We start from the raw sequence: 12643 nt of genomic DNA, 5'->3' as shown, positions 1-12643 counted from the left end.
ATCACGCCACCGCCAGCGATTGGGCTTCGACGCCGGCCGCCCCGTCATAGAGGCCTGCCAGTCTGGTGCGCTGCGCGACCAGCGCCAGCACCGCGTCGAGCGCCGGCGTTGCAATCCCTGTCATCCGGCCCATCTCCTGCACCACGGTGATCAGCGGATCGATCTCGACGGGCCGTCCGCGCTCGAGATCCTGCAGCATCGAGGTCTTGTGCGCGCCGACCTTGCGGGCGCCCTCGATGCGGCGTTCGACATCGACCCGGAACTTGACGCCGAGGCTTTCCGCGATCGCCTGGGCCTCCAGCATGATCGCCCTGGACAGCGCGCGCGTGCCGGGATTGGTGCAGATCACGTCGAGGGTCGCGTGGGTGAGGGCGCTGATCGGGTTGAAGCAGACATTGCCCCACAGCTTGAGCCAGATCTCGTCGCGAATGCGGTCGAGGACCGGCGCCTTCATGCCCGCTGCCGCGAACAGGGCGGCAAGCCGCTCGACATCCGGTGTGATCTCGCCGGAGGGTTCGCCGAGCGGAAAGCTGTTGCCGTAGACGTGGCGGATCACGCCGGGCGCCTCGATCTCGGTGGCGGGATAGACCACGCAGCCGATGGCGCGCGCGGGATCGAGCTCGTTCCACTGCCGACCGCCGGGATCGATGCTCTCCAGCGCCGATCCTTCGTGCCGTCCGCCGTGCTTGTAGAAATACCAGTAGGGAATGCCGTTGACAGCGGTGACGATGCGGGTCCGCTCACCCAGCAGCGGCCGCATCGGCTCGATGACGCCGGTGATCGAATGCGCCTTGAGGCATATGATGACGAAATCCTGCTCGCCGAGTTCGGCGGGGTTATCGGTACAGCGAGGATGCACCACGCGCTCCTCATCGCCGATCAGGAGCTTCAGGCCGTTCTGCCGCATCGCGGCGAGGTGCGCGCCCCGCGCGACCAGGCTGACATCGGCGCCAGCACGCATAAATTCGACACCGAGATAGCCGCCGATGGCACCGGCGCCGTAGATGCAGACCTTCATGAAATCCTCGCGAGCAGAGTGGGGGCACAGCATGAGCCACAACGGCTCGAACCGGGTTGCGTGGCAATGGCCTTGGGGAAATCCGTCAGGCCGCGCAGGCGGCTTCCTCCAAGGCAAAGCCGATGTCCCGCATGCTCACGACGCCGACGAGCCGGCCGTTGTCGATGACGGGAATATGGCGGATGTCGTGACGGACCATCAGACGCTCGACATCGGCGAGCGCATCCTGTGAATTGCAGGACACCAGCGGCCGCGGCGAAATGAACTGCGCGACTTTCGCGCCAAGACCACCAGTGCCGCGCTCGGCGATCACAGCGACGACATCGCGCTCGCTGAACATTCCGACCACGGCGGCGTCGACGCTGCGGGAGGCGCTCCTGACCACGAGTGCGCCGACATTGCTCGCGTACATCAGGTTCGCTGCAATGCTCACGGTTTCGCTCGAGCCGATCGTCACCACGTGCGCACTGTGGGTGCGAAGGATGTCCCCGACATACATGGTATGGTCCTCCCGGTTGCATCATTGGGTCGTTAAGAAACAATCGTGGTATACATTATCCCAGAAGTCAAACAAAAGAATCGACGCTTTATGCAAGATAAATGGCAAAAATACTGACCTATTCTCGAATTCTGCTACCTTGACTCAGGGGTCTTTTGGTATGCCATATGCCAAATGTGAGGCTCGTTGTCGGCGAGCAATTTCGTTCTGAACCGCAACCGGTTAGGGGCAGGTCGTGATGAAAAGAGAGCCGATCCGGCGCAAGCCGTCCGATCCCGATTTTCGCGCGCAGCCGGATCAGGACGCGCGAGACGGCGGCGTTCAATCGGTCGATCGCGCGCTGCAAATCATCGAAGCGCTTGCAGAGGATGACGAAGGCTATCGGCTGACCGATCTTGCGATCCGCATCGGCTTGCCGCCCTCGACGGCCCATCGGCTGCTGACGACGCTGGAGAATCGCAGGTTCGTGCAGTTCGACCGCGAGGAGTCGAAGTGGCACATCGGCGCGCAAAGCTTCGTGGTCGGCTCGACCTTCATGCGTCGGCGCAATTTTTCCGCGCGGGCATTGCCCTATCTGCGCAAGCTGCGCGACCAGACCAGGGAAACCGCCAATCTTGCCGTGGTCGACGATGATTCCATCATCGTCGTATCCCGCATCGAAAGCCGGGAGATCATGCGCTCGCTGACCAAGGTCGGCGGACGCGTAGCGCTGATTGCGTCGGGCGTGGGGAAGGCGGTGCTCGCCGCGTATTCCGATGCGGACATCAACGCGATCATCCGCCGTCGCGGCATGCCGCGCCTGACGGAAAAGTCGATCATTCGGCCGGGCGAGCTGTTTCGGGAATTGGAGACCGTGCGACGCCAGGGCTATGCGGTGGACGATGAAGAGGCGCGGCTCGGCCTGCGCTGCGTGGCTGCGGTCGTCTTCAACGATTGCAGCGAGCCGTTCGCCGCGGTTTCGGTGTCGGGGATGGCGGATCGGCTGACCGACGCGCGCCTGCCGGAGATCGGCGCCATCGTGCATCAGATCGCAGCCGAGCTCTCGGCGGAGCTTCGCGGCAGCAGCCGCACGCAACCGTAGCAGGCGCAAGGCCTGCTGCGGTTCTCGGCTTTGCCGGTTTCCATTGTTTCGCAGGCGCTAATCGCTTGGAGACATGCGAGAAATCGCAAGCGCTGCCACTGTGCGGAAAATCCAATCGATTGCGTTGAGATCGATGACCCCGGGCCTGATGATCATACTCAGGCCAACTCATAGCGAAGCGGGATCATCAGATGAAGATGCGAGCAATCGATGCAGCAGTGCGCATTCTCGAACGCGAGGGGATCACCTGCGCGTTCGGCGTTCCCGGCGCCGCGATCAATCCGCTTTACTCCGCGCTGAAGCGCAACGGCTCGATCCGGCACATTCTGGCGCGCCACGTCGAGGGCGCCTCGCATATGGCGGAAGGCTATACCAGGGCGAAGGCGGGGAATATCGGCGTTTGCATCGGCACGTCGGGCCCGGCCGGAACCGACATGATCACCGGCCTCTATTCGGCGATCGCGGATTCGATTCCGATCCTCTGCATCACCGGTCAGGCGCCGCGGGCGCGGCTCTACAAGGAAGATTTCCAGGCCGTCGACATCGAGGCGATCGCAAAGCCGGTGACGAAATGGGCCGTCACGGTGCGGGAGCCGGCGCTGGTGCCGCGGGTGTTCAGCCAGGCCTTCCATATCATGCGCTCGGGGCGGCCGGGGCCGGTGCTGATCGATCTTCCCGTCGATGTGCAGCTGGCCGAGATCGAGTTTGACGACGAGACCTATTCGCCGCTGCCGGTCTACAAGCCTGCGGCGACACGCAAGCAGATCGAGAAGGCGCTCGAGATGCTGAACGCCGCGGAGCGGCCGCTGATCGTGGCTGGCGGCGGGGTGATCAACGCCGATGCATCCGAGCTGCTGGTCGCGTTCGCCGAAGCGGTCAACGTTCCCGTGGTCCCGACGCTGATGGCGTGGGGCGCCATTCCCGACGATCACGCGCTGATGGCCGGCATGGTCGGCTTGCAGACTAGCCATCGCTACGCCAACGCCACGATGCTCGAATCCGATTTCGTGCTCGGCATCGGAAACCGCTGGGCCAACCGGCACACCGGCTCGATCGAGACCTACACCAAGGGACGCAAATTCGTTCACGTCGACATCGAGCCGACGCAGATTGGACGGGTCTTCAATCCGGACCTCGGCATCGTGTCGGACGCCAAGGCCGCGCTGGAGATGTTCGTGACCATCGCCCGGGAGTGGCGCAAGTCCGGCAAGCTGCGCGATCGGCAGGCCTGGCCCGCGGCCTGTCGCGACCGCAAGCGCTCGATGCTGCGCAAGAGCCACTTCGACAACATCCCGATCAAGCCGCAGCGCGTCTACGAGGAGATGAACAAGGCGTTCGGCCGCGACACCTGCTACGTGACGGTGATCGGGTTGTCGCAGATCGCGGGTGCCCAGTTCCTCAACGTCTATCAGCCGCGCAACTGGATCAACGCCGGGCAGGCCGGTCCGCTCGGCTGGACGCTGCCCGCCGCGCTCGGCGTGCGCGCCGCCGATCCCGACCGCGACATCGTCGCGCTGTCGGGTGATTACGACTTCCAGTTCCTGATCGAGGAGCTCGCGGTCGGGGCGCAGTTCAATCTGCCCTACATCCACGTCGTCGTGAATAATTCATATCTCGGGCTGATCCGGCAGGCGCAGCGCGGCTTCGACATGGACTATCACGTCCAGCTCTCGTTCGAGAACATCAACGCACCCGAGATCGGCGCTTACGGTGTCGACCACGTCACCGTCGCGGAGGGGCTCGGCTGCAAGGCGATCCGCGTGACGGATCCGAACGAGGCGCAGGCTGCGTTCGCGACCGCGCGCGAGCTGATGGCCAAGCACCGGGTGCCCGTGGTGGTGGAGTTCATTCTCGAGCGGGTCACCAATATCGCGATGGGAACGGAGATCGACAACATCGTCGAATTCGAGGAGGTGCTCGATCTCCCGCTCGATGACGTGCCGAGCGCACAACGATCCGGCACGCTGTTGCCGGCCTGACGACATCATCCAGCGCTGCCCCAAGCGGAGATTCCACCCGTGCCTCAATTTGCCGCCAACCTCACCATGCTCTTCAACGAGCTGCCGTTCCTCGATCGGTTCGCCGCCGCCAAGGCCGCCGGCTTCAACGCAGTCGAGTATCTCTTTCCCTATGACTTCGAAAAGGGCGCGTTGCGCGAGGAGTTGGCGCGCTGTGGGCTGACCCAGGTTCTGCACAACCTTCCGGCCGGCAATTGGGCCGCCGGCGAGCGGGGCATTGCGATCCTGCGCAACCGTGTCGATGAATTTCGCGACGGCGTGGTGCGCGCGATCGACTATGCGAAGGCGCTGGATTGCCGGCAGCTGAACTGCCTGGTCGGCATCGCTCCCGCCGGTGCGGATGCCGCCGACCTGCGCGAGGTCCTGGTGTCCAATCTGCGCTTCGCCGCCGCTGCGCTCGGCCAGCACGGCATCAAGCTCCTGATCGAACCGATCAACACGCTCGATATTCCCGGCTTCTTCCTGAGCGGGACGGAACAGGCGGTGCAGCTCATTGCCGACGTGGGCTCATCCAACCTGTTCATCCAGTACGACATCTATCACATGCAGATCATGGAAGGTGATCTGGCGCGGACGCTGCAAAAGCATCTCGACCGGATCGCGCATGTCCAGCTCGCCGACAATCCCGGCCGTAACGAGCCGGGGACCGGCGAGATCAACTATCCCTATTTGTTCAAGCATCTCGACAGCATCGGATATCGCGGCTGGATCGGGTGCGAATACAAGCCGCGGACGACCACGCTCGAGAGCCTCGCCTGGCATGCCGCGCAGACCTTCGTGACCTAGAGATTTTGCGTTCCGATCTTACCGGAACGGAACTCTGGATCTTGTTTTGATGCGTTTTCCGCTTCGCTGGAGAACGCTCTAACCCGCCTGACAGGAGCGACGACAAATGAAAGACATCGGATTTATCGGGCTCGGCACCATGGGACGTCCGATGGCGAGCCACCTCCTGGCTGCCGGCTATCGCCTGTTCCTGCACGACGTCGCACCTCTTCCGCCGGACCTGATTGCGGCCGGCGCCGTCGCTTGCGAGTCCGCGAGGCAAGTGGCGCAGGAAGCGGATGCCGTGATCATCATGGTGCCGGATACGCCGCATGTCGAAGCCGTGCTGTTCGGTCAGGGCGGCGTTGCTGAGGGCGTCTCCAAGGGCATGATCGTGGTCGACATGAGCTCGATCTCGCCGCTGGCGACCAAGGAGTTTGCACGGAAGATCGATGCGCTCGGAGCCGACTATCTCGACGCGCCGGTTTCCGGCGGTGAGGTCGGTGCAAAGGCGGCAAGCCTGACCATCATGGTCGGCGGGCGGGAGCGGGCGTTCAGCGCGATGAAGCCCCTCTTTGATACGATGGGGAAGAACGTCACGCATGTCGGCGGCAATGGTGACGGCCAGACCACCAAGGTTGCGAACCAGATCATCGTGGCGCTGACCATCGAGGCGGTGAGCGAAGCGCTGCTGTTCGCGTCCAAGGCGGGCGCCGATCCTGCGCTGGTGCGCCAGGCGCTGATGGGCGGCTTTGCCTCGTCCCGGATCCTTGAAGTGCACGGCGAGCGCATGCTGAAGCGCAATTTCGATCCGGGCTTTCGCATCGAGCTGCATCAGAAGGATCTCAACCTCGCGCTGGAAGGCGCGCGGGCGCTCGGCTTGTCGCTGCCGGGCACCGCGGCAGCCCAGCAGCTGTTCAACACCTGCACCGCGCTCGGCGGCAAGGCCTGGGATCATTCCGCAATGCTGAGGGCGCTGGAAGTCATGGCGGGCCACGAGGTGGCGGCTGCCTGAGCTTCATGCAATGGTCGCCGTGCGGACTTTGAACAGTCCGCCCCGGTGACGAGTTCGACGGCCCGGCACGGGTATCCCAAAGAGCGGTCTTTGGCTCCTTGACACGGTAAGTAAAAATATTATTACATACGCGGGCTTGGGAGAGACGACCGATGTTGCAGACAAAACGAAGCTATGGCGGCATGGTGACCGCGCCGCACCACCTGGCGGCGCAGGCGGGACTCGCCGTCCTGTCGGAAGGTGGCAATGCCATTGAGGCGATGATCGCCGCGGCCGCGACGATTGCGGTGGTCTATCCGCACATGAACGGTCTCGGTGGCGACAGCTTCTGGCTGGTCGGCCGCGCCGGTTCGATGCCGGTCGGGATTCAGGCTTGCGGACGTTCTGCGATGGCCGCGGATCGCGGCTGGTATCGCGAGCGTGGCTGCGGCAGCATTCCCGGTCGCGGCCCGCTCGCCGCGCTCACCGTCGCCGGCACCGTCGACGGCTGGCAGAAGGCCTACGAACTCAGCCGCGATCGTCATGACGGGCGGCTGCCGATGTCGCGGCTTCTCGAGCCCGCGATCCGGCATGCCGAGGAGGGCGCGGCCGTCACCAGCACGCTGCACGAGAACATCCGCAAGAAGCGGCATGAGCTCGAAAACGTGCCCGGCTATGCCGAGGTTTATCTGCCGCAAGGCACCCCGCTCGCGCTCGGTGCGCGGCTGCGGCAGCCGCGTGTCGCCGAGACGCTGCGGCGTCTGGCCAAGGCAGGGCTGTCTGATTTCTATCGCGGCGAACTGGCGCGCGCGATGGCGGCCGACCTCGAGCGGGTAGGGAGCCCGCTGCGGCTCGCTGATCTGGAGCGGCATCAGGCATCGCTGGTGACGCCGCTGTCGGTCGAGGTGTCCGGACACAAGGTCTTCAATATGCCTCCGCCGACGCAGGGGCTGGCCTCGCTTTTGATCCTGGCACTGTATGCCCGGCGCATCGCCGGCGAAGCCGATGGCGTCGATCATCTGCACAGGCTCGTCGAATGCACGAAGGCTGCGTTCCGTATTCGCAACGGCCATGTGACCGATCCCGATTACATGAAGCGGCCGGCCGCTGAATTCCTGTCCGAGGAGTCGCTCGCCGCGCTTCACGAAACGGTATCCGACCGCCGCGCCGCGCCGTGGCCCGATCCGTCCAAGCAGGGCGATACGGTGTGGCTCGCTGCGACCGATCGCAACGGACTCAGCGTCAGCTTCATTCAAAGCGTCTATTGGGAATTTGGTTCGGGCGTTATCCTCCCCGAGAGCGGAGTGACCTGGCAAAACCGCGGAACGAGCTTCAGCCTCAGCGAGACCGATACCAATCGGTTGGATCCGGGACGCCTGCCGTTCCACACGATCCAGCCGGCGATGGCCGAACTCGGCGACGGGCGGCTGATCTCCTTCGGCACGATGGGCGGAGAGGGGCAGCCGCAGACCCAGGCCGCTATCTTCTCCCGTTACGCCATGCACGGTCAGGAGCTGCAGTCGGCGATCACGGCGCCGCGCTGGTTGCTCGGTCGCACCTGGGGCGAGGAAAACAACAATCTGAAGATCGAATCCCGCTTCGATCCCGCGATCATCGAACAGCTCCGCGCACTCGGCCACGACATTCAGGTGACCGGTCCGTTCGAGGAGGTCATGGGACACGCCGGCGCGATCGTCTGGCATCCGGACGGCCTGATGGAAGGAGCCAGCGATCCGCGCAGTGACGGCGTCGTTGCGACCCGCTGAGGGGCATTCCCGGCGCATGATCCGCACGATATTGCGTCGTGCGGCTTGCCCCGCTAGCGGGACGGCTTGCTGAGGCGCGTCGTCGCCTTCGATCCTGCTGACTTGTCCTTGCGTCCCCCGGCAGGGGCCGTCAGCCAGGTCAGGATCATGTCCTGCGCATGCTCTCGGCGCAGCTCTAGCCAGTCCGACGCGCCGAGATCCTTGTCGAACATCGCCGACAATGTGTACCGGTTGGAAACGTGGAAATAGCTCATCGCGGTGATTGAGACATAGAGCTGGATGGGATCGACGTCACCGCGAAACAGGCCCGCCGCCACGCCGCGCCGCAGAATGCTTTCGATGCTTGCAACCAGGGGCAAAGTGAGATCGGCAATCTTGCGCGACTTGCGCATATTGCGTCCGCGCTGAAGGTTCTCGGTGTTGATCAGGGCGATGTAGTTCTGGTGCTGCCCGAAGAACGTGAACGTGAAATCGATCAACCCGCTCATTGCGGCGATCGGCTCGAGATCATCCAGGTTCAGCCGCTGTTCGGCGGCGCGAATTTCGGTGTAGACGTCCTCAAGCACGGCAATGTAGAGCCCGTTCTTGTCGCCGAAATAGGCGTAGAGCAGGCGCATGTTGGCCTTGGCGCGCTGCGCAATGGCCTCGACGCGTGCGCCGCCGAGGCCATTGTGACAGAACTCGAAGGTCGCGGCGCGCAGGATCGCTTCCTTGGTGAGCGCGGAGTCGCGAGGCCGCTTTCCGCGTGTGGTGCTGCGGGTGGGGCTGGTCGGTGCTGTCGTTTCTGTCACGGCGTCAACCTTGCCTGGGCTCGGGTATTCACGCAGGGCACATCCGCATCAGGCCACATCGGACAGCGGACCGGTTCCCGGCGCAAGCAGCTGGGATTGAGATCGGCATTGCGACTGTTCGTCAAGTGCGATTCCTCCATGTTCACTGCTTCTGGGCGCCGGCTGCCACCGTCGCGCCGTTGTGCGCGACGAGTCGGCCAGCCTTGTAGACATCGCGTGGCTTGGGACGAGCAACCACGGCTTCCTGGACATGCCGGGCGTCCAGCACGACGAAATCCGCCGTCCCGCCGACCGTGAGGCCGTAGTCCTTGAGGCCAAGCGCGCGCGCTGCGTTGGTCGTGACCATGTCAAAGGCCGCGGCCAATTGATCGTCCGTGTTGAAGCCGGAGCGATAGCCGACCATCATTGCGCGCTCGAGCAGGTCGCCGTCGCCGTAGGGCCACCAGGAATCGCGGATGTTGTCGTTGCCGGAGAACACGGTGACGCCGGCATCGCGAAGCAGCAACACGGGCGGGAATGCGTGCGCGCCCGGGGCATTGGTCAAGATAGCGACGCCGGCCTCGGCAAGCTGCTGCGCGGTACGCTGAGCCACGTCAACGGCCACTTCGCCGAGCGCGTAGGCATGACTGATCGTGACCTTGCCGCCAAGGCCCGACGCCTTGGTGCGTCGCGCGATCTCCTCGATCTCCGAGATGCCCTGCAGGCCGCCGTCATGCAGGTGAATATCGATGCCGACGCCATGCCGCTCGGCGATCCCGAAGACGACGTCGAGATGCCCGGCGACGTCACCGTCATGGCCTGCGGGATCAAGCCCGCCGACCAGATCAGCGCCGGCGCGAACGGCTTCCTCGAGCAATTTGGCCGTTCCGGGCGATGTCAGGATGCCGCTCTGGGGAAACGCGACGATCTGGATCGAAAGCTTCTCCCGGTGCGCCTCCCGCGCGGCGGCGATCGGTTCGAAATGTCGCAGGCCGACCTCGGCATCGACATCCACATGGCTGCGCATGTGAGTGGTGCCCTGCGAGACGCAAAGGTCGATCAGGGCCGCGGCCCGAACCGGGATCGGCTTGGCGCCGGCGAGCGCTTCCTTCTCGAATTTGACGCGCTCGCGCACGCTGAAGCCCGCGGTGCAGGGCCGATGCGGCTTCCAGTCGTCGCCGATGAAGCATTTGTCGAGGTGGATGTGACCTTCGACCATGCCGGGGAGCACCAGGCGTCGGCCAAGGTCGCGCCTTTCGCCGACTGCGCCGTAGCTTTGCGGGGACGACGCGATCGCCACGATCTTGCCGCCGCGGACGGCGATTTCGACCAGCTGGCCGTCGGCGAGCCGCGCGTTCTGAAAGAGTGTGTCGATGGCAGTCAATTCGAGTCTCCAGTTTTTTATGTCGGGACGATGCCGTCGGGCAGGGCGCGCGAAAATGCCGCGATCTCACCGGCGGTGGTGATCCAGATGTCCTCGCGCCGTGCGACGATCGCCTGCAGGGCGCGCCGCAGCGGCCGCAGCCGATGCGGCTGGCCGACCAGGTATGGATGCAGCGCGATCCCCATCACCAGCGACTGCTTGGTGGATTGGGTAAGCATCTCCTCGAATGTGTCCGTGATCATGGTCGCAAACTGTTCGCCGCTGTCCTTGCGTCCGACAATCGAGGGGATGTCGTTCAGTTCCTGTGGATAGGGGACGGACAGGATCCGCCCGCCACCCCTTGTCGAGAACCACACCGGCTGGTCGTCCATGCACCAGTCGAGCAGATATTGGTAGCCCGCTTCGGCGAGAAGGTCCGGCGTCACGGCGGATTGCGAGATCCACGGACCGAGCCAGCCGAGCGGCCGTCGTCCCTCGGCACGCGCGATGACATCCGTCGCCTCCTCGATCAGTTGCTGCTCCTCGGCAGGTGAAAGCACGCCTTGCCGTTCGGAATTGGTCCGTCCATGGCCGACGACCTCGTCGCCGCGCGCGCGAAATGCGTCCATGACTTCCGGGCAGTAGTGATAGATGCTGCTGTTCGCCAGCACGGAGAGCGGCAATTTCAGCTCGTTGAACAGGTCGATGAGCCGCCAGACGCCGACCCGGTTGCCATAATCGCGCCAGGCGTAATTGAGGACGTCCGGATGTGGACCGCCTGGGCAGAGTTCGGCGCCGAGTCCATCGCCGAAAGCGAAATGCTCGAGGTTGAGCGCGATGTAAACCGCGAGCCGCTTTCCGTGTGGCCACACGAAGTCGGGCCGGCGCGTGATCGCGCTGTAGCGATAGCGGTCGTGAGAGTTGAGACCCCGCGCTGGATCCGCCGCTTGTGCGGATGTTGCACCGCCGAGAACGCCATTTGAGGTGGCCCGCTCCGGTTCCGCTCCAGTCTCCCGTTGCATTGCAATCTCCATTCGGCGCGCGATCAGCCGCTTGACATTCGTCAATTTGTGAAGAAAGTTTTTACTTCCGTCAAGGCCGCGGAGACGGCGGCAGCGGACCAGAGGCGGCTGAGGAGCCGTCGGAGCGGGAGGAATTGCAGAAATGAGCTACGCTTGTACCCCCATTACCCGGTTGTGCCGCCGTGTCGTCTTGCAGGGCGCGCTCGCCATTCTCCTCGGCGCTGTGCCGCTTGCGGAGCGGGCGCGGGCCGCCGAGCCGATCAAGATCGGGCTGGTCACCGCGCTGTCGGGCCAGTCGGCGCGCGCCGGCGAAGCATTGACGCGCGGCGCCACGATCGCGATCGAGGAGATCAACGCGAAAGGGGGCGTGCTCGGCCGTCCGCTGGAGCTGGTGCGCCGTGACGATGAAAGCAACCCCGCGAAGGGGCTGACCGCCGCGCGCGAACTGATCCAGCGCGAGAAGGTCGCGGTGCTGCTCGGCGGTCTCGATACGCCGGTCCAGCTCGCGATCGTGCCGTTCGTCAACAACGTCAAGATGCCCTTCGTGGTGCCATGGGCCGCCGGAACCAACATCACCCAGAACGGCGCCGCGTCCAACTATGTGTTCCGCGTCTCGGCGATGGACGACGAGGTCGACAAGGCGATCGTTGCGTTCGCCGGCAAGACCTTCGCCGCCAAGAAGCCGGGCCTCATCCTCGTCAACAATCCCTGGGGCGAATCGAATGAGCACGGCCTGCGCGCGGCGCTGAAGGCGGCCGGGATCGAGCCGGCGGGTGTCGAGAAGTTCGAGGCGAACGACGTCGACGTGGTCGCGCAATTGTCCCGGCTCAAGCAGGCCGGCGCCGACTCCCTGTACCTGGTCGGCAATGTCGGTCCATCCTCGCAGGTCGTGAAATCGCTCGACCGGATGGGCTGGGCGCCGCCGATCGTATCGCATTGGGGACCGGCCGGCGGCCGCTTCACCGAGCTCGCCGGGCCGAGCGCCGAGAGCGTCGTCTTCGTCCAGACCTACAGCTTCTTCGGCAACCTCTCGCCGGTCGGCAAGCGCGTGCTCGCCGAATTGCAGGCGAAGTATCCGGACATCAAGGGCCCGGCGGACGTGACGCCCGCGGTCGGCTTTGCCAACGCCTATGACAGCGTCCTGGTGATCGCCGCCGCGATCCAGAAGGCCGGCAGCACGGATCCGACCGCCATTCGTGACGGCTTCTACGGAATCGACCGGCTGGAAGGCCTGATCAAGACCTATGAGAAGCCGTTCGCCCAGGACAAGCACGATGCGCTGACGGCGCAGGACTACATCTGGGCCCATTTCGAGGACAACCACATCCTGCCGTTCAAGAACTGACG

Annotated in this window: 11 protein-coding genes; 6 read left to right on the top strand and 5 right to left on the bottom strand. The window is 64.4% G+C overall.

Annotated features, from left to right (window positions below; all coding sequences use genetic code 11):
* Position 1: 1 nt before the first annotated feature.
* Together ACOIX3_RS24455 and ACOIX3_RS24450 are read right to left on the bottom strand one after the other, a co-directional pair.
* Positions 2-1018, bottom strand: a complete 1017-nt coding sequence (locus ACOIX3_RS24455) for a 2-dehydropantoate 2-reductase (protein WP_420964620.1) — start codon at positions 1016-1018, stop codon at positions 2-4.
* 85 nt (positions 1019-1103) lie between these two features.
* Positions 1104-1517: a CBS domain-containing protein gene (locus ACOIX3_RS24450; RefSeq protein WP_420964619.1), complete on the bottom strand. Its 414-nt coding sequence runs from the start codon at positions 1515-1517 to the stop codon at positions 1104-1106.
* A 238-nt stretch (positions 1518-1755) separates the two neighbouring features.
* Here ACOIX3_RS24450 and ACOIX3_RS24445 point away from each other — a divergent pair, with 238 nt between their 5' ends.
* The 5 genes from ACOIX3_RS24445 to ACOIX3_RS24425 all read left to right on the top strand — a co-directional run bounded on the left by ACOIX3_RS24445 (position 1756) and on the right by ACOIX3_RS24425 (position 8141).
* Positions 1756-2598: an IclR family transcriptional regulator gene (locus tag ACOIX3_RS24445; RefSeq protein ID WP_420964618.1), complete on the top strand. Its 843-nt coding sequence runs from the start codon at positions 1756-1758 to the stop codon at positions 2596-2598.
* A 191-nt stretch (positions 2599-2789) separates the two neighbouring features.
* Complete coding sequence (gcl, locus tag ACOIX3_RS24440; protein ID WP_420964617.1) at positions 2790-4577, top strand: glyoxylate carboligase; 1788 nt, start codon at positions 2790-2792, stop codon at positions 4575-4577.
* Positions 4578-4616: 39 nt separating this feature from the next.
* The gene (gene hyi / locus ACOIX3_RS24435) at positions 4617-5402 is read left to right on the top strand and encodes a hydroxypyruvate isomerase (RefSeq protein ID WP_420964616.1); all 786 of its coding nucleotides are present in this window, start codon (positions 4617-4619) and stop codon (positions 5400-5402) included.
* A gap of 106 nt (positions 5403-5508) precedes the next feature.
* Complete coding sequence (locus ACOIX3_RS24430; protein WP_420964615.1) at positions 5509-6396, top strand: 2-hydroxy-3-oxopropionate reductase; 888 nt, start codon at positions 5509-5511, stop codon at positions 6394-6396.
* 152 nt (positions 6397-6548) lie between these two features.
* On the top strand, positions 6549-8141 hold the full coding sequence (locus tag ACOIX3_RS24425; protein ID WP_420964614.1) for a gamma-glutamyltransferase family protein: 1593 nt from the start codon (positions 6549-6551) through the stop codon (positions 8139-8141).
* A gap of 53 nt (positions 8142-8194) precedes the next feature.
* On the opposite strand, the gene ACOIX3_RS24420 is transcribed toward ACOIX3_RS24425, so the two are convergent.
* From ACOIX3_RS24420 to ACOIX3_RS24410, 3 genes are all read right to left on the bottom strand, one after another.
* Positions 8195-8932 (bottom strand): TetR/AcrR family transcriptional regulator, encoded by a 738-nt coding sequence (locus ACOIX3_RS24420; RefSeq protein ID WP_342711812.1) that lies wholly within the window; start codon positions 8930-8932, stop codon positions 8195-8197.
* 142 nt (positions 8933-9074) lie between these two features.
* Positions 9075-10295 (bottom strand): amidohydrolase family protein, encoded by a 1221-nt coding sequence (locus ACOIX3_RS24415; RefSeq protein WP_420964613.1) that lies wholly within the window; start codon positions 10293-10295, stop codon positions 9075-9077.
* Between the two features lie 17 nt (positions 10296-10312).
* Positions 10313-11296 carry a polysaccharide deacetylase family protein gene (locus ACOIX3_RS24410; RefSeq protein ID WP_420964612.1) on the bottom strand — a complete coding sequence of 328 codons (984 nt, stop codon included), beginning with the start codon at positions 11294-11296 and terminating at the stop codon, positions 10313-10315.
* A 142-nt stretch (positions 11297-11438) separates the two neighbouring features.
* Here ACOIX3_RS24410 and ACOIX3_RS24405 point away from each other — a divergent pair, with 142 nt between their 5' ends.
* A complete protein-coding gene (locus tag ACOIX3_RS24405) occupies positions 11439-12641 on the top strand; it encodes an ABC transporter substrate-binding protein (protein WP_420964611.1) in 1203 nt (400 codons plus the stop codon).
* Positions 12642-12643: the final 2 nt, after the last annotated feature.

It is taken from the genome of Bradyrhizobium sp. B120 (assembly GCF_049075665.1).
Lineage (GTDB): Bacteria > Pseudomonadota > Alphaproteobacteria > Rhizobiales > Xanthobacteraceae > Bradyrhizobium.
Note: the sequence above shows the minus strand (reverse complement) of the source record. Positions and strands in the feature narration are given on the sequence as shown.